At 66.5% G+C, this 21,093-nt stretch carries 18 protein-coding genes and 1 tRNA gene; 12 read left to right on the forward strand and 7 right to left on the reverse strand.

All coding sequences use genetic code 11. The features are described 5' to 3' along the window. Positions 1-7 precede the first annotated feature (7 nt). The 3 genes from ACQI46_RS11700 to ACQI46_RS11710 are packed head-to-tail and all read left to right on the forward strand — an operon-like array spanning position 8 to position 2,767. Entirely contained in the window at positions 8-1,174 is a 1,167-nt protein-coding gene (locus ACQI46_RS11700; RefSeq protein WP_427094223.1) for a branched-chain amino acid ABC transporter permease, read from the forward strand. Continuing rightward, positions 1,171-2,031: an ABC transporter ATP-binding protein gene (locus ACQI46_RS11705; protein WP_427094149.1), complete on the forward strand. Its 861-nt coding sequence runs from the start codon at positions 1,171-1,173 to the stop codon at positions 2,029-2,031. Before ACQI46_RS11700 ends, ACQI46_RS11705 begins: the two co-directional genes overlap by 4 nt. After that, a complete protein-coding gene (locus ACQI46_RS11710; protein WP_427094150.1) occupies positions 2,018-2,767 on the forward strand; it encodes an ABC transporter ATP-binding protein in 750 nt (249 codons plus the stop codon). The genes ACQI46_RS11705 and ACQI46_RS11710 overlap by 14 nt, the downstream gene beginning before the upstream one ends. Before the next feature lie 65 nt (positions 2,768-2,832). Here ACQI46_RS11710 and ACQI46_RS11715 read toward each other — a convergent pair whose 3' ends face one another. From ACQI46_RS11715 to ACQI46_RS11725, 3 genes are read right to left on the reverse strand one after another with little or no spacing between them, the layout of a single operon-like run. Next, entirely contained in the window at positions 2,833-3,066 is a 234-nt protein-coding gene (locus tag ACQI46_RS11715; RefSeq protein ID WP_427094151.1) for a DUF167 domain-containing protein, read from the reverse strand. 17 nt (positions 3,067-3,083) lie between these two features. Then, positions 3,084-4,283 carry a lipid-transfer protein gene (locus tag ACQI46_RS11720; protein ID WP_427094152.1) on the reverse strand — a complete coding sequence of 400 codons (1,200 nt, stop codon included), beginning with the start codon at positions 4,281-4,283 and terminating at the stop codon, positions 3,084-3,086. After that, entirely contained in the window at positions 4,280-4,717 is a 438-nt protein-coding gene (locus ACQI46_RS11725) for a Zn-ribbon domain-containing OB-fold protein (RefSeq protein WP_427094153.1), read from the reverse strand. The genes ACQI46_RS11720 and ACQI46_RS11725 overlap by 4 nt, the downstream gene beginning before the upstream one ends. A 96-nt stretch (positions 4,718-4,813) precedes the next feature. Between ACQI46_RS11725 and ACQI46_RS11730 the strand changes: the two genes are divergently transcribed. The 3 genes from ACQI46_RS11730 to ACQI46_RS11740 all read left to right on the forward strand — a co-directional run bounded on the left by ACQI46_RS11730 (position 4,814) and on the right by ACQI46_RS11740 (position 9,639). After that, on the forward strand, positions 4,814-6,046 hold the full coding sequence (locus ACQI46_RS11730; RefSeq protein WP_427094154.1) for an MFS transporter: 1,233 nt from the start codon (positions 4,814-4,816) through the stop codon (positions 6,044-6,046). An 84-nt stretch (positions 6,047-6,130) separates the two neighbouring features. Then, positions 6,131-8,803: a DNA polymerase I gene (gene polA / locus ACQI46_RS11735; protein ID WP_427094224.1), complete on the forward strand. Its 2,673-nt coding sequence runs from the start codon at positions 6,131-6,133 to the stop codon at positions 8,801-8,803. A 32-nt stretch (positions 8,804-8,835) separates the two neighbouring features. After that, the gene (locus ACQI46_RS11740) at positions 8,836-9,639 is read left to right on the forward strand and encodes an acyl-CoA thioesterase (RefSeq protein ID WP_427094155.1); all 804 of its coding nucleotides are present in this window, start codon (positions 8,836-8,838) and stop codon (positions 9,637-9,639) included. Between the two features lie 5 nt (positions 9,640-9,644). Here the strand turns inward: ACQI46_RS11740 and ACQI46_RS11745 are convergent, their stop codons facing one another. Continuing rightward, positions 9,645-10,808, reverse strand: coding sequence for a PrsW family intramembrane metalloprotease (locus ACQI46_RS11745; protein WP_427094156.1), 1,164 nt, complete (start codon positions 10,806-10,808; stop codon positions 9,645-9,647). Positions 10,809-10,972: 164 nt separating this feature from the next. Here ACQI46_RS11745 and rpsA point away from each other — a divergent pair, with 164 nt between their 5' ends. The 3 genes from rpsA (at position 10,973) to coaE (ending at position 14,959) form a co-directional block, all read left to right on the forward strand. After that, entirely contained in the window at positions 10,973-12,418 is a 1,446-nt protein-coding gene (gene rpsA, locus ACQI46_RS11750) for a 30S ribosomal protein S1 (protein WP_370487471.1), read from the forward strand. A 114-nt stretch (positions 12,419-12,532) separates the two neighbouring features. Further along, positions 12,533-13,753 carry a zinc metallochaperone AztD gene (aztD, locus tag ACQI46_RS11755; RefSeq protein ID WP_427094157.1) on the forward strand — a complete coding sequence of 407 codons (1,221 nt, stop codon included), beginning with the start codon at positions 12,533-12,535 and terminating at the stop codon, positions 13,751-13,753. 27 nt (positions 13,754-13,780) lie between these two features. Further along, on the forward strand, positions 13,781-14,959 hold the full coding sequence (gene coaE / locus ACQI46_RS11760; protein WP_427094158.1) for a dephospho-CoA kinase: 1,179 nt from the start codon (positions 13,781-13,783) through the stop codon (positions 14,957-14,959). Here coaE and ACQI46_RS11765 read toward each other — a convergent pair. Next, a complete protein-coding gene (locus ACQI46_RS11765; protein WP_427094159.1) occupies positions 14,956-15,492 on the reverse strand; it encodes a hypothetical protein in 537 nt (178 codons plus the stop codon). The two genes, coaE and ACQI46_RS11765, sit on opposite strands and share 4 nt — an antisense overlap. 10 nt (positions 15,493-15,502) lie before the next feature. Continuing rightward, positions 15,503-16,009 (reverse strand): DUF402 domain-containing protein, encoded by a 507-nt coding sequence (locus tag ACQI46_RS11770; RefSeq protein WP_427094225.1) that lies wholly within the window; start codon positions 16,007-16,009, stop codon positions 15,503-15,505. Between the two features lie 67 nt (positions 16,010-16,076). On the opposite strand from ACQI46_RS11770, the gene uvrB reads away from it, so the two are divergent. The 3 genes from uvrB to ACQI46_RS11785 all read left to right on the forward strand — a co-directional run bounded on the left by uvrB (position 16,077) and on the right by ACQI46_RS11785 (position 19,772). Next, entirely contained in the window at positions 16,077-18,236 is a 2,160-nt protein-coding gene (gene uvrB / locus ACQI46_RS11775) for an excinuclease ABC subunit UvrB (protein WP_427094160.1), read from the forward strand. A 19-nt stretch (positions 18,237-18,255) separates the two neighbouring features. Further along, complete coding sequence (locus tag ACQI46_RS11780; RefSeq protein WP_427094161.1) at positions 18,256-19,653, forward strand: MFS transporter; 1,398 nt, start codon at positions 18,256-18,258, stop codon at positions 19,651-19,653. A gap of 48 nt (positions 19,654-19,701) precedes the next feature. Beyond that, a tRNA-Cys gene (locus ACQI46_RS11785) sits at positions 19,702-19,772 on the forward strand. 34 nt (positions 19,773-19,806) lie between these two features. Here ACQI46_RS11785 and ACQI46_RS11790 read toward each other — a convergent pair. Continuing rightward, the gene (locus ACQI46_RS11790) at positions 19,807-21,090 is read right to left on the reverse strand and encodes an HNH endonuclease (protein WP_427094162.1); all 1,284 of its coding nucleotides are present in this window, start codon (positions 21,088-21,090) and stop codon (positions 19,807-19,809) included. Between the last annotated feature and the right edge of the window lie 3 nt (positions 21,091-21,093).

Raw genomic sequence — 21,093 nt, forward strand, 5'->3', positions numbered from 1 at the left:
CACGGTCATGGAACGGCTCGGAGGCAGTTGGCAGCGGGTGCTGCACTGGTGGGACGGGCTGACCCGCGCGCAGAAGTGGGTTTTCGGCGTCATCCTGTTCGCCGGCATCGCCCTGTCGCCATTGTTCAAACCCGCTTTCGTGAACACCCCGGGCATCAGCTTCGGCGGCACCATGGCTCAGTTCGCGATGGTCGCCATCATTGCGATCGGCTTGAATGTCGTTGTCGGGCAAGCAGGTCTGCTCGATCTCGGCTACGTCGGGTTCTACGCGGTCGGCGCCTACACGGTGGCGTTGTTGACCAGCCCGGAAAGCCCGTGGAACCAGCTCAGCCCGTCCGGGTTCTTCAGCACGCCGTGGGCGTGGTTGTCCTGCGTCCCGTTGGCGATGGCAGTCACCGCACTCAGCGGCCTGGTTCTCGGCACCCCCACGCTGCGGTTGCGCGGCGACTACCTGGCCATCGTCACTCTGGGGTTCGGCGAGATCATCCGGCTGATGGCCGACAATCTCTCCGACGTCACCAACGGTCCCCGCGGACTGAATGAAGTCGCCTTCCCGCACTTCCTGGAAAGCGATGCCCACCCCGAAGGTGTGTTCTCCGTGTCCAATTCGGGAGGCGACGCCAACTATGGGACGTGGTGGTTCTGGCTCGGGCTGATCCTGATCGTGGGCATCCTGCTGCTGGTCGGCAACCTCGAACGCAGCCGCGTCGGGCGGGCGTGGATCGCGGTGCGCGAAGACGAGGACGCCGCAGAAGTCATGGGCGTCAACGCGTTCAAGTTCAAGTTGTGGGCATTCACGATCGGTGCGGCGATCGGCGGCCTGTCCGGTGCTCTGTATGCGGGCCAGGTGCAGTACGTGGCGCCGCCGACGTTCAACATCATCAACTCGATGCTGTTCCTGTGCGCGGTGGTCCTCGGCGGCCAGGGCAACAAGCTGGGCGTCATCCTGGGCGCGTTCATCATCGTCTACCTGCCCAACCGGCTGCTGGGAGTGCACTTCCTGGGCATCGACATGGGCAACTTGAAGTATCTGTTCTTCGGGCTGGCGCTGGTGGTGTTGATGATCTTCCGGCCGCAGGGACTGTTCCCGGCTCGGCAACACCTGCTGACCTACGCGAAGGCGGCGCGCGACCTGCTGCGAACCAAACCGACCGACAAGGAGCCGGTGCAGTGACGGTCCCCGACGAACCGCAGGGGTTCGAGGACAGCATCGCCGAACTCGCGAGTGTCCACCGCGAAATCCAGGCCGACGAAGGCGAAGTGCTGCTGCAGACGCGCGAACTGACCGTGCGGTTCGGCGGATTGGTGGCATTGGATTCGGTCACGTTCGACATCCGCCGCGGCGAGATTCTCGGTCTGATCGGGCCGAACGGCGCCGGCAAGACAACCTGTTTCAACGCCCTCACCGGCGTCTACCGGCCCAGTTCCGGGTCGGTCATCTTCGACGGTCAGCCCATCGGACGGATCAAACGCCACCAGATCACTCGGCGGGGGATTGCGCGGACGTTCCAGAACATCCGGCTGTTCGGCGAGATGACCGCGCTGGAGAACGTCATGGTCGGTACTGATGCCCGTCATCACACGTCGGTGCCCGGGGCGCTGATCCGCTCCCCGCGGCATCGTCGTGAGGAGCGGTCGGCCATTGAGAGGTCTGCTGCTCTACTGCATTTCGTGGGTATCGCGCACCGCGGCGACGAGAAGGCCAAGAACCTGTCCTACGGCGACCAACGCCGGCTGGAGATCGCCCGCGCACTGGCGACCGAACCGAAGTTGCTCTGCCTCGACGAACCCGCCGCCGGGTTCAATCCCAGCGAGAAATCCGCGCTGATCGACCTGATCCGCAAGATCCGCGATGACGGCTACACGGTGCTGCTCATCGAGCACGACATGCGGTTGGTCATGGGCGTCACCGACCGTATCGTCGTGTTGGAGTTCGGCCGCAAGATCGCCGATGGCCTGCCCGCGCAGATCCGCGAGGATCCGAAGGTGATCGCTGCTTACCTGGGGGTGCCCGACGATGACATCAGCTGAGTCGACCGACTCACGTCCGGTGCTGCTGGAGGTGCGCGACATCGTGGTGCACTACGGCCGCATCAAGGCCCTGCATTCGGTGTCGTTGACCGTGCATGAAGGTGAACTGGTCACGCTGCTGGGCTCCAACGGCGCAGGCAAGACCACGATGATGCGGGCGATCTCAGGTCTGCTGCCGTTGACGTCGGGTTCGGTGTGGTTCGAGGGCCGCGACATCAGTCGGGTCAAGGCGCACCGGCGCGTCACCGACGGGTTGATCCAGGCGCCCGAAGGTCGCGGCGTCTTCCCGGGGATGACGATCCTGGAGAACCTCGAAATGGGTTGCTACGGACGGAAATTTCCGTCGAAGGCCGAGCATGACGAGCGGCTGGACTGGGTGCTGACCACGTTCCCGCGGCTGGCCGAACGCAAGAGTCAGGTGGGCGGCACGCTGTCCGGTGGAGAGCAGCAGATGCTCGCGATCGGTCGTGCGCTGATGGCCCGCCCGAAGGTACTGCTGCTCGACGAGCCGTCGATGGGGTTGGCGCCGATGGTCATCTCGCAGATCTTCAAGATCATCGCCGAGATCAACGCGGCCGGCACCACGGTGCTGCTCGTGGAGCAGAACGCCCAGCAGGCGCTCAGCCGCTCGGACCGGGCCTACATCCTGGAGACGGGGTCGGTCACCAAGACCGGGAATGCCCGCGAGATGTTGGCCGACGACAGCGTCCGCGCCGCTTACCTGGGCGTCGCCTAATTCTGCCGAGCGCGCGGGTCTGCCGGTCGGAACGCCGTGTCGCACCGTCATTTCGCGCACCCTCGTCACGCGCGAGCGATGCGAAAGCGCTTCATCCGCGACGTCGCTCCGGCGGCCAACTCGACATCTCGGCGCGCCACACCGAAGTGCTCGGCCAGCACCCGGACGACAGCCTCGTTGGCTTTGCCGTCGACCGCGCGCTCTCGCACATACACGGTCAGCGTTCCGTCCGCTCTGGTCTCCACCAGGGGACCCTTCGAGCTGCCGGGCTTCACCCGAACGGAAACGACCTCAGACACCCGGACCGCGGACTGGCTCAGCGGGCGACGACGACCGACGAGCCGTGGCCGAACAGCCCCTGGTTTGCGGTGATGCCCACCTTGGCACCCTCGACCTGACGTCCGGTCGCCTGACCCCGCAGCTGCCAGGTCAGCTCGCAGACCTGAGCGATGGCCTGCGCCGGAATCGCCTCGCCGAAGCACGCGAGCCCGCCGGACGCGTTGACCGGGATCTTGCCACCGATCGTGGTCGCGCCGCTGCGCAGCAGCTGCTCGGCCTCACCTTTGGCGCACAGCCCGAGGTGCTCGTACCAGTCCAGCTCCAGCGCGGTCGACAGGTCGTACACCTCGGCCAGCGACAGATCCTCCGGTCCGATGCCGGCCTCGCGGTAGGCGGCGTCGAGGATCTGGTCCTTGAACACCCGGTCGGGGGCGGGGACCACCGCGGTCGAATCGGTCGCGATGTCGGGCAGCTCCGGCAGATGCTGCGGATACTGCGGCGTCTGCAGACTGACGGCCCGCACCGACGGGACGCCTTCCACCGAACCGAGATGCTTCTCGGCGAACGACTTGCTCGCCACGATCAGCGCCGCGGCGCCATCGGACGTCGCGCAGATGTCGAGCAGCCGCAGCGGATCCGAGACCACCGGGCTGGCCAGCACATCGTCGACCGAGGCGGCCTTGCGGTAGCGGGCATTCGGGTTGTCCAACCCGTGGCGCGCATTCTTGACCTTGACCTGCGCGAAATCCTCGAGCGTCGCGCCGTAGAGATCCATGCGGCGGCGCGCCAGGAACGCGAAGTACACCGTGTTGGTCGCGCCGATCAGGTGGAACCGCTGCCAGTCGGGGTCGTTCTTGCGTTCTCCGCCCACGGGCGCGAAGAACCCCTTGGGCGTGGTGTCCGCGCCGATGACCAGCGCGACGTCGCAGAATCCGGCCAGGATCTGGGCGCGGGCGCTCTGCAGCGCCTGCGACCCGCTGGCACAGGCGGCGTAGCTCGAGGTGACCGGAATACCGTTCCAGCCCAGCTTCTGGGCGAACGTCGACCCCGCGACGAATCCGGGGTAGCCGTTGCGGATGGTGTCTGCGCCGGCGACCAGCTGGATCTGCTTCCAGTCCAGCCCTGCCTCGGCGAGCGCGGCCCGGGCGGCGACGACGCCGTACTCGGTGAAGTCACGTCCCCATTTGCCCCACGGGTGCATGCCCGCGCCGAGGATGTAAACCGGTTCCGGACTCATTCCGCACGCCTCCATGCGTAGACGACCCGCTCGACACCGTCGTCGTCGACGTAGAGCGGCATCGTGGCCAGTTCCATCTCCATGCCGACTTTCAGGTCAGCTGCGAGCGTGCCCTCGACCACCTTGCCGAGCACGATCAGCCCTTCGTCGGCCAACTCGACCGCGGCCACCGCGAACGGCTCGAACGGATCGGGTGAGGGATACGGGGGCGGTGGCGCATAACGGTTTTCGGTATAGCTCCACAACCGGCCGCGGCGCGACAGCGGCACCTGGGCGAGTTCGTCGCCGTCACATCCGGGGTTGGGGCAGTTGTTGGCGCGCGGCGGGAACACGTAGGTGCCGCACTGATGACACTTGCCACCGATCAGGTACGGATTGCCCGACCCGTCGGAAGCGAACCACCCGTCGATCGCGGGTTGAGTGGAAGCTGACACGCGAAGAGCGTACCGAGAACCACGACCGAAACTGAAACGTGTTCCAGTCGGTGGGAGATGCCAGCACTGGACGCGCGTACAGCAGAATGGGCGGCGATGACCTACCTCGGGGAACTGAAGACCAACTGGCAACCGCTGGCCTCGGCCACCGCCGGTCTGAGCGCGGGCCTGAGTTTGAGCGCCTACACCAATGCCGCCATGGGGCCGCAGTTCCTCGACGCCTTCGGGTGGAGCCGGTCGGACTTCGTGCTGACCGGTGTGATCACGCTGCTCACCTTCGTGTTCCTACCCGTCTACGGTCGGTTGACCGACCTGTTCGGAGTGCGACGGGTCGCGCTCGTGGGGGTGGTCGGACTGCCCGCCTGCTGGGTCGCCTACGCGCTGATGTCCGGACCCATCTGGCAGTACTTCGCGATCAATGTCGTCCTCATCGCCGTCGGCGTGACAACCACGCCCGCGATCTACAGCCGGATCGTGGCAACGTGTTTCGTCAAGGCTCGCGGTTTGGCCCTGGCTGTCGCGATCTCGGGGCCGCCGCTACTCGGCGCGATCCTGGCCCCAGTTCTCAACACGGTGAACGACGCCTACGGTTGGCGCGCCGGCTGCCTGACCGTGGCCGCCGTCATTGCGACGCTCGGTGTGCTGGCGCTGCTGCTGGTCCCGGCCGTCGACGCGGACACCAGACGAATTGCGCGGCAACGCAACAACCGCAGCGACTACCGGCACATCGCCACCCACCCGGTGTTCTGGATCCTGTTGGGCGGAGTGCTGCTGTGCAACCTCTACCACACGGTCACCACCAGCCAACTCGGCGTCATGCTGGCCGATTCGGCGCCGGGGGAGACGGTGGCCGTGCTGATCTCGGTGTTCGCGACCGCGGTCATCGTCGGCCGCTTCGTCTGTGGAATCGCGCTCGATCGCTTCCCGCCCCACCTCGTCGCGGCCATCGCGATGGGACTGCCCGGTCTGGGCTGTCTGCTCATCGCATCGCCGTGGAACAGCGTGACCGCGTTGGTGGTCGCGGTCTGTTGTCTCGGGGCCGCCTGGGGTGCCGAGGGAGACGTGATCGCCTACCTGGTGGCGCGCCGCTTCAGCCTGTCGATGTACAGCACCGTCCTCAGCATCCTGTCGGCAGCCATCGGGGTCTCTTCGGCGTTGGGTGCCTTGATACTCAGCTGGACATTGAAGGCCAGCCCCAGCTTCAACGGGTTCCTGACGTTCGCCGGCGCGGCGGCGTTCGTCGGCGGTGCACTGTTCCTCCTGCTGGCCCGCCAGCCGGTACCGGAACCAGAAGTGGTCGACGGCTCGCCTGTCGGTGGCGGTGCCTAGAGTGAACCCGTGAGCCCAGCCAAGACCGCATCGACCGCCAAGGGCAAGCCCGCCGCCGCGCCGGCCGACGACAAGCCCACACTGATGCTTCTGGATGGGAACTCGTTGGCGTTCCGCGCGTTCTATGCGCTGCCTGCGGAGAACTTCAAGACCCAGGGCGGGCTGACCACCAACGCGGTCTACGGGTTCACCGCGATGCTGATCAACCTGCTGCGCGACGAGCAGCCCACCCACATCGCAGCCGCCTTCGACGTGTCGCGGCAGACGTTCCGGTTGGAGAAGTACCCCGAGTACAAGGCCGGCCGCTCCGCCACGCCCGACGAGTTCCGCGGTCAGATCGACATCACCAAGGAGGTCCTCGGCGCGCTGGGTATCACCGTGCTCGCCGAGCCCGGCTTTGAAGCCGACGACGTCATCGCCACCTTGGCCACGCAGGCCCAGCAGGAGGGCTACCGGGTTCTCGTCGTCACCGGGGACCGCGACTCCCTGCAACTCGTCAGCGACTCGGTCACCGTGCTCTATCCGCGCAAGGGCGTCAGCGAGCTCACTCGGTTCACTCCCGAGGCGGTCGTCGAGAAGTACGGACTCACCCCGACGCAGTACCCCGACTTCGCGGCGTTGCGCGGCGACCCCAGCGACAACCTGCCCGGGATCCCGGGCGTGGGGGAGAAGACCGCCACCAAGTGGATCGCCGAATACGGCTCGCTGGAGGCCCTGGTCGACAACGTCGACAAGGTCAAAGGCAAGGTCGGCGACGCGCTGCGGGCCAACCTGTCCAGCGTGATCCTCAACCGCGAGCTCACCGACCTGGTCAAAGACGTGCCGCTGGCGCAGACGCCGGACACATTGCGCATGCAGCCGTGGAACCGCGACCAGATCCACCGCCTGTTCGACGACCTCGAGTTCCGCGTCCTGCGGGACCGCCTCTTCGACACCCTGGCTTCGGCGGATCCGGAGGTCGACGAGGGCTTCGAGGTCCGCGGCGAAGCGCTGCAGGCCGGCACGCTGGCGCCGTGGCTGGCCGAGCACAGCGACGGACGACGGTTCGGGTTGGCGGTGGTCGGTAACCATCTGGCTTTCGACAGTGACGCGACCGCGTTGGCGATTGTCGCCGCCGACGGCGACGGCCGCTATCTCGACACCGCGTCGCTGACCCCCGACGACGAGGCCGCCCTGGCCGCGTGGCTGGCCGACCCGAGCGTGCCCAAGGCGCTGCACGAGGCCAAGCTCGCGATGCACGACCTGCAGGGCCGCGGCTGGACGCTGGCGGGTGTCACCTCCGACACCGCGCTGGCCGCCTACATCGTGCGGCCCGGCCAACGCAGCTTCACCCTCGACGACCTGTCGCTGCGCTACCTCAAACGGGAACTGCGCGCCGACAACCCTGAGCAGCAACAGCTTTCGCTGCTCGATGACAGCCTCAACGAGTCCGACGGCATCGACAACCAGGCCGTGCAGACACTGTTGCTGCGCGCCAACGCGGTCATGGATCTGGCCGACGCGCTCGACGAGGAGCTCGCCCGTATCGACTCCTCGGCCCTGCTGGGCAACATGGAATTGCCGGTTCAGCGGGTGCTCGCCGAGCTGGAGACCGCCGGTATCGCCGTCGATCTGCCCAAGCTGACCGAGTTGCAGAGCGAATTCGCCGACCAGATCCGCGACGCCGCCGAAGCGGCCTATTCGGTGATCGGCAAGCAGATCAACCTCGGGTCACCCAAGCAGTTGCAGGTGGTGCTGTTCGACGAGCTGCAGATGCCCAAGACCAAGCGCACCAAGACCGGCTACACCACCGATGCCGATGCGCTGCAGGGTCTCTTCGACAAGACCGGGCATCCCTTCCTGCAGCACCTGCTCAACCACCGCGACGCGACGCGACTGAAGGTCACCGTCGACGGGCTGCTGGCGTCCACGGCGAGCGACGGCCGCATCCACACCACCTTCAACCAGACGATCGCCGCGACCGGGCGGCTGTCGTCGACCGAGCCGAACCTGCAGAACATCCCCATCCGTACCGAGGCCGGCCGTCGGATCCGCGACGCGTTCGTAGTAGGAGACGGTTATGCGGAACTGATGACCGCCGACTACAGCCAGATCGAGATGCGCATCATGGCGCATCTGTCCGGCGATGAAGGCCTCATCGAGGCGTTCAACACCGGCGAGGATCTGCACTCGTTCGTCGCTTCGCGCGCGTTCTCGGTGCCCATCGACGAGGTCACCGCGGAGCTGCGACGCCGGGTCAAGGCCATGTCCTACGGCTTGGCCTACGGGCTGAGCGCGTACGGCCTGGCCCAGCAGCTCAAGATCTCCACCGAGGAAGCCAAGGTGCAGATGGAGCAGTACTTCGCCCGATTCGGCGGGGTGCGCGACTATCTGCACGCCGTCGTCGACCAGGCCCGTAAGGACGGCTACACCTCGACGGTGTTCGGTCGTCGGCGGTATCTGCCCGAGCTCGACAGCAGCAACCGCAACGTCCGCGAAGCCGCCGAGCGCGCCGCGCTCAACGCGCCGATCCAGGGCAGCGCCGCGGACATCATCAAGGTGGCGATGATCAACGTCGACCAGGCCATCAAGGACGCCGGCCTGCAGTCGCGGATGCTGCTGCAGGTGCATGACGAATTGCTGTTCGAAGTCGCCGACGGAGAACGCGACACCCTCGATGCGCTGGTGCGCGACCAGATGGGCAGCGCGTACGAACTCGCGGTGCCGCTGGAGGTCAGCGTCGGTTACGGACGCAGCTGGGACGCCGCGGCGCACTGACCCGCTGGCTACCGTTCCGAGAGAGGCCCCTCATGGCATCGCACCCGTTCGATGACGCTCTGACGCTGACGCCGTCCGACGGTGGTTGGCGCGGGCACACGAGCCCGGCATGGGCGAACATGGTCGGACCGTTCGGCGGCGTCACCGCCGCCATCCTTCTCCGCGCCGTGGAATCCCATCCGGATCGGACCGGAGCGCCGGTCGCCCTCACCGTGAACTTCACCGCGCCGGTCGCCGACGGCGCGTTCGACGTCTCGGCCCGCATCGTCCGCACCAATCGCAGCAACCAGCACTGGCTGGTCGAACTGACGCAGGACGGCGAGGTCAAGACCAACGCTTCGGCGGTCTTCGCCACCCGCCGCGACACGTGGACCGACACCGAGGCGGTGCCGCCGACCGTGCCGGCGCCGGATGCCGTCGCGCCCAGTGACGCGCCCGGAATGGTCGACTGGATCAACAACTTCGACATGCGCTATATCGACGGAGGCATCCCGGGTCCGGACGCCGGGGCGGCGCCGTCGTCGGCGACCAACCTGTGGGTGCGCGACGCGCGTGACCGTCCGCTCGACTTCGCGGCCCTCACCGCGTTGAGCGACATCTTCTACCCCCGCGTGTTCCTGCGCCGCGGCGCCGTCGGGCCCGCCGGCACCGTCTCGATGACCATCTATTTCCACGCCGAAGCGACCGACCTCGACGAAGTCGGCGCGGACTACGTGCTCGCATGCACGCGGGCCAATCGGTTCGCTCGCGGCTACTTCGACCAATCGGCCACGCTGTGGAGCCGACGCGGTGACCTCTTGGTCACGACGCACCAGCTCGTGTACTTCCGGAGCTGATCGGGTCAGAACGTCCGGAAGCCGGCCATCCACTGCAGGACGGGTGCCGACGCGCGCGCGGAGTAGACCGCGTAGGTCTCGTGGGTCAGGAGGGCGGCGACGCGCGGATCGCCGAAGCCACGGTCGATGCGGTCCCGCACGAATGCCAGCTCGACGATCTGATGGGCGAACTTGCGGACCGAGTTGCCGGCCTGCTTGCCGCCGATGCGCGTCGCCTCGGCGATTGCGAGCTTGCGGGTGGGGATGGAGCGCAGCCAGCTCGCCTCATTCGGTGTGATGACCCCGGCCGCGACCATCCCCGGCAGCTTGGCGGTCACGGTCTTCTGTTCACGCCGCCGGTTGTAGATCGCCAGGATCACGGCCAACGCGAAGATCGGCATCATCCAGAAGATGTACAACCCGAAGTAGGCCTCGACACCCAGCAGCGAGGAGCCGTTCCACATCGCGTGCAGCAGGACCGCCCCGGCGTAACCCAGGAGCAGGCAGCCGAGTTGAGCCGCAGTGCTGCGCTTGTGCAGTGCGAACCAGACGCCGAGCGCGAACATCGTGGTGAACAGCGAATGCGCGAACGGCGCCATGATCAGTCGCAGCGCGGCAGTCAACAGAGAATCGGCCAGCGACTCGCCGTCGGCGATGTACATGATGTCCTCGAGCCACGCGAAACCGGCTCCGACCAGCCCGGCATAGACGAGGCAGTCGGTCAGGGAATTCATCTCGTTGCGCCGCGCCCCGGTCATCATCAGCAGCAGGAACAGGCCTTTGGCGGCTTCCTCGGTGATCGGGGCGCCGAGGACCAGCGTCCACGCGCTGGTGCCAGCGGCCTCCGGGTCCAGGGACGGGTTGAGCCACACTTCGAGCAGGATCTGCAGCACCAATGCGATGACCACCGCCGCCGAGGCGCCCCAGATGAAGGCGAAGAGCAACAGGCGCGGCGGCTCGGGTTCCCACCGGTCGAGCCACAGGTAGGCCAGGACAACGACCGCGATCGCCACGCTCGACAACACGAAGCCGACGGCGGTGCCTGCCGGATTCACCGCCGTCAGCAGAATCACCAACAACCCCGTCAGCGTGCCCAGCGCGATCAGTGCGCCCAGCGGCGCGCCGACCTTGCGGACCCGATGATGCGGAATACTCGGTGCGGCCACCGGGTGGACCGGACTGATCGACATTCCCGCAGGGTAAACGGTGCGAGCCCGACAGCCGGGTAAGGCGGACCGGGTTTGGCCAGCATGTGTCCGGTCGAGTAAGCTCGGTGAGTACCTGTGTGCGCGATCTCAGGTCAACAAAAGCAATCCTGTCCCTACGATTAAACCTGTCCGGAGCAACCCACCACATGCCAAGTCCCTCCGTCACCTCGCCCCAAGTAGCCGTCAACGACATCGGCTCGGCTGAGGACTTTCTCGCCGCCATCGACAAAACCATCAAATACTTCAACGATGGCGACATCGTCGAGGGAACCATCGTCAAGGTTGACCGTGACGAAGTCCTGCTCGACATCGGTTACAAGACCGAAGGCGTCATCCCTTCCCGTGAGCTGTCCATCAAGCACGACGTCGACCCCAATGAGGTTGTGTCCGTCGGCGACGAGGTCGAAGCTCTGGTCCTCACCAAGGAGGACAAGGAAGGCCGCCTGATCCTGTCCAAGAAGCGCGCTCAGTACGAGCGGGCCTGGGGCACCATCGAAGAGCTCAAGGAAAAGGACGAGGCCGTCAAGGGCACCGTCATCGAGGTCGTCAAGGGCGGCCTGATCCTCGACATCGGCCTGCGCGGCTTCCTGCCGGCGTCGCTGGTCGAGATGCGTCGCGTCCGCGATCTGCAGCCGTACATCGGCAAGGAGATCGAGGCCAAGATCATCGAACTCGACAAGAACCGCAACAACGTGGTGCTCTCGCGCCGTGCCTGGCTCGAGCAGACCCAGTCCGAGGTGCGCAGCGAGTTCCTCAACCAGCTCACCAAGGGCGCCATCCGCAAGGGCGTCGTGTCCTCGATCGTCAACTTCGGCGCGTTCGTCGATCTCGGCGGTGTCGACGGCCTGGTGCACGTCTCGGAGCTGTCCTGGAAGCACATCGATCACCCGTCCGAGGTGGTTCAGGTGGGCGACGAGGTCACCGTCGAGGTGCTCGACGTGGACATGGACCGCGAGCGGGTTTCGTTGTCGCTCAAGGCGACTCAGGAAGACCCGTGGCGCCACTTCGCCCGCACCCACGCCATCGGCCAGATCGTGCCGGGCAAGGTCACCAAGCTGGTGCCCTTCGGTGCGTTCGTCCGTGTCGAAGAGGGCATCGAGGGCCTGGTGCACATCTCCGAGCTCTCCGAGCGTCACGTCGAGGTGCCGGACCAGGTGGTCCAGGTCGGCGACGACGCGATGGTCAAGGTCATCGACATCGACCTGGAGCGTCGCCGCATCTCGCTGAGCCTCAAGCAGGCCAACGAGGACTACGCCGAGGAGTTCGAGGCCTGGAAGTACGGCATGGCCGACAGCTACGACGAGCAGGGCAACTACATCTTCCCCGAGGGCTTCGACGCCGAGACCAACGAATGGCTCGAAGGCTTCGAGAAGCAGCGGGACGAGTGGGAGGCCCGCTACGCCGAGGCCGAGCGTCGCCACAAGATGCACACCGCGCAGATGGAGCGGTTCGCCGCGGCTGAGGCTGCCGAGGCTGCCCGTCCGTCCGCGAACGGCACGTCGCGTTCCGACGATTCGTCGTCGGCCGGTGGCTCGCTGGCCAGCGACGCTCAGCTCGCTGCGCTGCGCGAGAAGCTCGCAGGCAACGCCTAGCCAGTAACGATCGAACGCCCCGGCTCATCACGAGCCGGGGCGTTCGTCGTTTCAGCGTCATGTGCACATATGACTTTTTGACAATGATTTTCATTATCAATTTGAATGTGCGCCATGACGACGACCCGAGTAGCGGCGATGATCTCCCTGACGGTTCTCTGCGCGGGGTGCAGCGCGACGACCGACACCGACAGCGGTGCGGCCGCGCCGGCATCGGTGTCGGCGCCAACCGAGCAGTCGTCCCCGACTTCCCGGTTGGCGATGACGTACGACGGCGGCATCCTGGTCCTCGACTCTCGATCGCTGAACCAGGTGGCTGACATCCCGGTGGAAGGATTCGTCCGCCTCAACCCGGCCGGGAACGACCGCCACGTCCTGGTGTCGCGCAGCGACGGCTTCACCGTCCTCGACATGGGGACCTGGACAGACGTCCACGGCGACCACCGTCACCACTACACCGCGGACCCGGTCCTCACCGATCTCCGCTTCGGAGGAGCCGAGCCGGGGCATGCCGTCTTCCACGACGGCCTGCTCACGTTGTTCAGTGACGGCACCGGCGCGGTCGACATCGTCGATCCCGATGCGTTGCTGGAGGGCGACGGCAACGCCGCAGCCGCCGCATCGACCGTGCCGCACCACGGTGTGGCCGTCGCCCGCCGGGACGGGACGGTCGTGGTCAGCGTCGGCGACGAGAACGCCCGATCGGGAATCGAGATCCGCGACGCCGCGGGAAGTCGACTGGTGGCCAACGAGGACTGCCCGGGAATTCACGGCGAAGCCGGAGCGTACGGCGACGTGCTGACCTTCGGATGTGAGGACGGCGCACTCATCGTGCGCGGCAACGAGATTCGCAAGGTGAGTAGCCCCGACCCGTATGGGCGGATCGGGAACCAGGCCGGTAGCCCGGAATCGACGATAGTGCTGGGGGACTACAAGACCGATCCCGACGCGGAGATCGAACGTCCACGACGCTTCACCCTGATCGACACGGAGAGTGCGACCGTGCGCGTGGTGCCGATCGATGCGAGCTACAGCTTCCGCTCGCTGGTTCGCGGACCGGCCGGCGAGGCCGTCATCCTGGGCACTGATGGTGCGCTGCACGTCTTCGACCCGGTCACCGCACAGCGGACCGCGCGCATCGAGGTCATCGCTGCGTGGACCGAACCCGACCGCTGGCAGTCGCCGATGCCCACTGTGCACGTTCAGGACGGAACGGCGTATGTCACCGATCCAGGGGCGCGCCGTCTGGTTGCCGTCGACCTACAGACCGGCCGCACCGTCGGCGAGACCTCGCTCCCGCATCCGACCATCGAGTTGACAGGGGTGCGTGGGTGAGTCCGTGCGGCCTGACAGACTGGTGCGGTGCTGCGTATTGGGTTGAGCGGAGGAATCGGAGCAGGCAAGTCGACGGTGTCGGCCACGTTCAGTGAACTGGGTGGGATCGTCGTCGACGGAGACGTCATCGCCCGGGAGGTGGTCGAGCCGGGGACGCCGGGCCTGGCCCGGCTGGTCGAAGCGTTCGGCGAGCAGATCCTGCTGCCGGATGGCGCTTTGAACCGTCCGGCTCTGGCCGCCATCGCGTTCAGTGACGACGACAAACGCGCGACCCTCAACGGGATCGTGCATCCGCTGGTCGGTGAGCGACGCGCCGAACTCATCGCGAGCGCCGACGATGACGCCGTGATCATCGAGGACATCCCGTTGCTGGTGGAGTCTCAGATGGCGTCGATGTTCCCGCTGGTCATCATCGTCCACGCCGACGAGGAGGTGCGGGTCCGGCGGCTGATCGAACACCGCAACTTCAGCGAGCAGGACGCCCGCGCCCGTATCGCTGCTCAGGCCACCGAGGAGCAGCGGCGCGCCGTCGCCGATGTCTGGCTGGACAATTCGGGTTCGGCCGAGGACCTCGTCGAGAAGGCCCGTGCCCTGTGGCACAACCGGATTCAGCCATTCGCACAGAACCTGCAGGCCGGGCGGCCGGCTGTCGCCCGGCCGGAGGTGGTGGCGTCAGATCCGGCCTGGGCCGCCCAAGCCGAGCGCATCGTGAGCCGGCTCCGGACGACGTGCGGCCATCGCGCCCAGCGCATCGATCACATCGGTTCCACAGCGGTCCCGGGATTGGACGCCAAAGACGTCATCGACGTGCAGGTGACCGTCGAATCCCTGGATGTGGCAGACGAAATGGCGGATTCGCTGCGGGGTGCGGGCTACGTCCGTACGGAGATCACCGCGGACGTCGACCACGACGGCGATCCGGCCGCGTGGCAGAAGCGACTGTACTGTTCGGCCGATCCCGGCCGTCCGACGAACGTGCATGTCCGAGTGGCCGGTTCGCCGGGGCAGCAGTTCGCCTTGCTCTTCGTGGACTGGTTGGTGGCCAATCCTGCTGTCCGAGAAGAATATTTGACACTCAAGCGCAAGGTCTCGGCGCAGGGTCATGCGACGACCGGTGCGTACGCCGAAGCGAAAGAGCCGTGGCTCGATGACGCCTACCGTCGCGCGCGGCAGTGGGCGGACGCCACCGGGTGGTCGTCGGGCTAGGCCGGCGGAGGCGGCGGCACGTCCCCGGGCGGGGGCGGCGGCTCGCCGGGAACGACGTTGGCGATCCCGGCGACCGGAGCCTCGCACGTCAGCGCACCGTAGTCCGGGTCGTCGCGCTGAGGGAGCACCCGCGGTGCGATGAAGTCGTCAGCCTGAGCCACGACTGCGTCGTCCACCAGAATCTCGCAGTGCAGATTCGCCGAGTACGGCCAGTCGATCGATACCCGGACATTGGCGACCTCGGACGCCGGCAGCACCGTGTGGGCCTCGAAAACGCGTCCGGGCACCATCGTCGGATTCGCGATCTGGATCTTGTCGCCTTCAGCCTCGTAGGAGATCGTCGCTCCGCGCGACACACCGTCCACCCGGGCGCGGTAGGTGATGTTGTGCAGCAGTTCGGGGGTCTGGGTCTCCAACTCGGGTTCCACGATGGTGGGTTGCGCCGACGCGGTGCCCACCGCCAGCCACGTCGCCAGCGGCAGTGCCGCGACGACGACAGCACCGGCGGTACGCGTCCGTCTCCTCGCACTCACAGGCAGGAGTCTATGTCGTGCGCCAGGTCAAGATCATCCCCATACCCCGCAACCACTCATCGAGCCGGTAGTCGTGGCCGGCGAGGGCGTCGACGGTGGCCACCGCGGTGTGGACGGCGCGCTCCGCTGTCTCCGGGCCGATCAGCCCCTCCCGGACCGCGGCGAGCAGCTCGTCGACGTCGGTCAGCTCCACCGACTCGCCGGTCCGCAGGATCAGGTCCAGGTAGTGGTCGTCGCCGTGCCAGCAGGTCGGCCCGGGCCGGTAGTCGCCGACGTCGAGATAGAAGTCCTGGTCGCGCTCGTAGCCGGGGTTGAAGTGGAACACCGTGGCCCGCAGCCCCAGCGTCGGCAACAACCATGACTCCAGGTAGTGGAACTGTGCGCGACCGGGTGCCGGGCGGGCCATGTACAGACCCCACGGTTGCACCGTGTACACCTCGACGGCCCGCACGATGCCCTTCGGGTCGGTGTTCGTGCGGGCCGCGAGGTCGAAGATCTCGTGCTTGGGCGGGTGGATGCCGTCCACAATAGGGCTCTGCGCTCGGGGAACAGAACATGTCGGACGCAGGTTCTACCCTGGTGAAATGGCTTTTGCGACCGAACACCCAGTGCTTGCGCACTCGGAGTACCGCCCGGTGGACGAGATCGTGCGCACCGGCAAGCGCTTCGAGGTGGTCAGCGAATACCAGCCGGCCGGTGACCAGCCGGCCGCGATCGACGAGCTGGAACGCCGGATCCGTGCAGGGGAGAAGGACGTCGTCCTCCTCGGCGCCACGGGTACCGGCAAGTCTGCTACGACGGCGTGGCTCATCGAGCGTCTCCAGCGCCCTACGTTGGTGATGGCGCCGAACAAGACGTTGGCCGCACAGTTGGCCAACGAGTTGCGGGAAATGCTGCCGCACAACGCCGTCGAGTACTTCGTCTCGTACTACGACTACTACCAACCCGAGGCGTACATCGCGCAGACGGACACATACATCGAGAAGGACAGCTCGATCAACGACGACGTCGAGCGGCTGCGTCACTCGGCGACGTCGAACCTGCTGTCGCGCCGCGATGTCGTGGTGGTGGCGTCGGTGTCGTGCATCTACGGCCTCGGCACACCGCAGTCGTACCTCGATCGCTCGGTCGAGCTCCAAGTCGGTGACGAGGTGCCGCGCGACGCTCTGCTGCGGCTGCTCGTCGACGTCCAGTACACCCGCAACGACATGTCCTTCACCCGCGGCACGTTCCGGGTGCGCGGCGACACGGTGGAGATCATCCCGTCCTACGAGGAGCTCGCGGTGCGCATCGAGTTCTTCGGTGACGAGATCGAGGAGCTGTACTACCTGCATCCGTTGACCGGCGACATCATCCGCAAAGTCGACTCGCTGCGGATCTTCCCGGCCACGCACTACGTCGCCGGACCCGAGCGCATGGCGGCGGCGATCTCCTCGATCGAGCAGGAACTCGAGGAGCGGCTTTCCGAATTGGAGGGCCAGGGCAAGCTACTCGAAGCCCAGAGACTGAGGATGCGGACCAACTACGACATCGAGATGATGCGCCAGGTCGGCTTCTGCTCCGGCATCGAGAACTATTCGCGGCACATCGACGGCCGCGGCCCCGGCACGGCGCCGGCGACGCTGATCGATTACTTCCCCGAAGACTTCCTGCTGGTCATCGACGAGTCCCACGTCACGGTGCCGCAGATCGGCGGCATGTACGAAGGCGACATGTCGCGCAAGCGCAACCTTGTCGACTTCGGTTTCCGCCTGCCCTCAGCGGTCGACAACCGGCCCCTGACCTGGGAGGAGTTCGCCGACCGGATCGGCCAGACGGTGTACCTGTCGGCCACCCCCGGCCCCTACGAGCTCAGCCAGACCGGCGGCGAGTTCGTCGAGCAGGTCATTCGCCCCACCGGTCTGGTCGATCCGCATGTCATCGTCAAACCGACCAAGGGTCAGATCGACGATCTGATCGGCGAGATCCGCAAGCGCACCGAGCGCGACGAGCGTGTGCTGGTCACGACACTGACCAAGAAGATGGCCGAGGATCTCACCGATTACCTCCTCGAGATGGGTATCCGCGTCCGGTACCTGCATTCCGAGGTCGACACCCTGCGCCGCGTCGAACTGCTCCGGCAGTTGCGGTTGGGGGAGTACGACGTGCTCGTGGGCATCAACCTTCTGCGTGAGGGCCTCGACCTGCCCGAGGTGTCGCTGGTGGCGATCCTCGACGCGGACAAGGAAGGCTTCCTGCGATCGCCCCGCAGCCTCATCCAGACCATCGGGCGTGCGGCGCGCAACGTCTCCGGCGAAGTGCACATGTACGCGGACACCATGACCGACTCGATGAAGCAAGCCATCGACGAGACCGAGCGACGCCGCGCCAAGCAGATCGCCTACAACAAGGAACACGGCATCGACCCGAAGCCGTTGCGCAAGAAGATCGCCGACATTCTCGATCAGGTGTACCGCGAGGCGGACGACACCGAGGCGGTCGAGGTCGGAGGCTCGGGACGTAACGCGTCGCGTGGGCGGCGGGCGCAGGGTGAGCCAGGGCGTGCGGCCACCTCCGGCATCGTGGAAGGCCGCGACACCACGAACATGCCGCGTGCGGAGTTGGCTGATCTGATCAAGCAGATGACCGACCAGATGATGACAGCAGCGCGCGATCTGCAGTTCGAGTTGGCCGCCCGCATCCGTGACGAGATCGCCGATCTGAAGAAGGAACTGCGCGGTATGGATGCCGCGGGCCTGAAGTAATCCGAGCAGTCGACCACCCATGACCGACACCGCACACGGTGCCGCCGGGAGCTGGCGCGAGCTGCTGGGACCGAAGAACCTCGGCGCCGCGACCGTGCTCGCCGGCGGGGTCGCCTTGTACGCCACCAACGAGTTCCTGACCATCAGCTTGATGCCCAGCGCGGTGGCCGAGATCGGCGGTCACCGCTTCTACGCGTGGGTGACAACGGTGTATCTCGTCGGATCGGTGATGGCGGCCACAACCGTGCACGCGTTGTTGATGAAGGCGGGACCGCGGTGGGCCTATCTGCTCGGTCTCGGCGTCTTCAGCCTCGGCAGCTTCGGGTGTGCAGTAGCTCCGAGCATGGAGATCTTGTTGGTCGGCCGCACGGTGCAGGGTGCTGCGGGCGGTCTTCTCGCTGGGCTCGGATACGCCGTCATCAATACCGCCCTGCCGAGTGCGCTGTGGACCAGAGCGTCAGCGTTGGTGTCGGCGATGTGGGGTGTCGGGACGCTGGTGGGGCCGGCTGCCGGTGGTCTGTTCGCGCAATTCAGTTCCTGGCGTTGGGCATTCGGTGTGTTGGTGGTGATGACGGCCGCCATGGCGGTTCTGGTGCCCATCGCACTGCCATCCGAACAGAGAGTCTCGACCGAGATCCGTGTTCCGATTCGCTCCCTGGTGCTGCTCGGTGCGGCGGCTCTGGTGGTGAGTATCGCCGGTATTCCGTCCGACGCGCGGTGGACCTCGGTACTGGTGGTCGCCGCGGTGCTGCTGGTGGTGGTGTTCGTGTACGTCGACCGGCGGGCGGCGGCATCGGTACTTCCGCCGAGCACTTTCGGCCCAGGACCGTTGAAGTGGATCTATCTGACGCTGGGTGCGTTGATGGCAGCCACGATGGTCGACATGTATGTGCCGTTCTTCGGTCAGCGGCTCGCGCACCTGACGCCCGTGGCGGCCGGCTTTCTCGCCGCGGGTCTGGCCATCGGCTGGACGTCCGCCGAGATCGTCAGTGCGTCGTTGAACCGCCACCGGGTCATCGTCCGTACGGTGACGGTGGCTCCGCTGGTGATGGCAGCAGGACTGGTGATCGGCGCGGTGACGCAGCATGAGGACGCGTCGGCGCTGCTGGTGGCCTGCTGGGCGATCGGGTTGACGCTCAGCGGGGTCGGCATCGGCGTGGCGTGGCCGCATCTGTCGGCGTGGGCGATGGGCAAGGTGGCCGACCCGGCCGAGGGACCGATCGCTGCCGCGGCCATCAACACCGTTCAGATCATTTCGGCCGCCTTCGGCGCGGCGCTGGCCGGTGTAGTCGTCAACCTGTCCGATCGGGGAGACGCGACTGCCGCGCGGTGGCTGTTCGGCAGCTTCGCAGTCCTGGCGCTGTTGACGGTGATCGCCTCGTCGAGGAGCACGCGCCCCGCTTATCGCTCACGATGATCGTAAATCTGTGCTGCGGCAAGCCGCTTTGGCATCGTCAGTGCCACTGCGGGTGTGGCTGAGTGGCTAGGCACCGGCCTGCAAAGCCGTTTACACGGGTTCGAATCCCGTCACTCGCTCGCAGAGCAGTCCAGCGCAGCGCAGTCTTCCGCGTCAGGCGGCGTCGAAGGTGACGAGGTCGATGTTGAGTCGGCCTTCGAGGAGGCTGAGTTTTCGGCGGACTGGTGGTCCGGGTAGTGGTGGGGCGGTGGAGTGGTAGACCGCGCCGGTGGGGGTGCGGAATACGGCGGTGTGTTCGCCGTTGTTGATTTCGGTACGGACGTGCCAGCCGGGAGCTTCTTTGGCGTAGTTGCAGGCTTCGCAGAGCCCTTCTCCATTGAGGGCGTTGGTCGGTCCGCCGTTGCGGGCGGGGGTGGCGTGGTCGTGGTGGCGGATGGGTGCGTTGCAGTACGGGGTACGGCAGGTCTGATCCCGTAATTCGATGAAGCGGGCCAGGCCTTTGGGGAAGATGCGCGCCTTCGACTCCATGGCGACCAGTTGTCCGGTGCCGGGGTGGTGGTAGAGGCGGCGCAGGGTGGCTTTGGTGTTCTCGTCGAGGGCGGCGTCGCGGATCAGTTTGCGTAGCACGGTGGCTGGGGCGGGGCCGTAGCCGGTGACCCAGCCGGGGCAGTCGTCCTCGCCGAACAGTGTGGTGTCGGCGAGCACCAGGTTCAGCGTCATCGGTATCGGCGCCTCTGCGGGTCGGCCGGTGACGCGTTGGTAGATGGTCTCGGCCATGATCTGGCCGCGTGGGCGGCCGTCGAAGGTCATGTCGGCTTCGCGCTTGCAGGCGGCGTAGATGCCCACGCTTTGGGCCATCGGCAGGCGCACGGTGACTTCGGCCATGGTGTCGGAGACCGGGCGCACCCGCACACCCGGGTCTTTGACAGCGCGGCGGCCGCGTTCGACGACTGCGGCGGCATCGAGGTGGGCGGTGATCTTTTTGGCTTCGGCTTCGACGCGGGCATCGCCCCAGCCGAGCAGCCTCGACGGATCACCGCAGAGCTGTTGGTCGAGTTGGCGGCGGTGCTCGAGGCTCAGGCAGGCTGATGCGCGCACGACCAGGGTGGCCCGCCATTCGGAGAGCACCCCGGATTCCAATGCCGCCAGGGTGTAGGGCATTTCGTGGACCAGGGCTTTGGCGAACCCGAGGTGCTGGCCGCCGCGCACCGGCGCCTCGCGGCGGGCCAGGGCGATCTCGGTGGTCAACCCCTTCCCGCGTTTGGCTTTGGGAACGTCGTCGGCGTCTTCACGGGCGGCGCGTTTGGCCGCCCACAACGCCGTGGCGCGGGCTTGCATCGCAGCCGCCCGGGCCTTGAGGGTCTCGAGACCTTCGACCACTGCACGCAGCTCAGCCTCGCCGGCAGCGTCCGAGACATCGAACAAACTTTCGAACACGCC

It is taken from the genome of Mycobacterium sp. SMC-4 (assembly GCF_050205565.1).
Lineage (GTDB): Bacteria > Actinomycetota > Actinomycetes > Mycobacteriales > Mycobacteriaceae > Mycobacterium.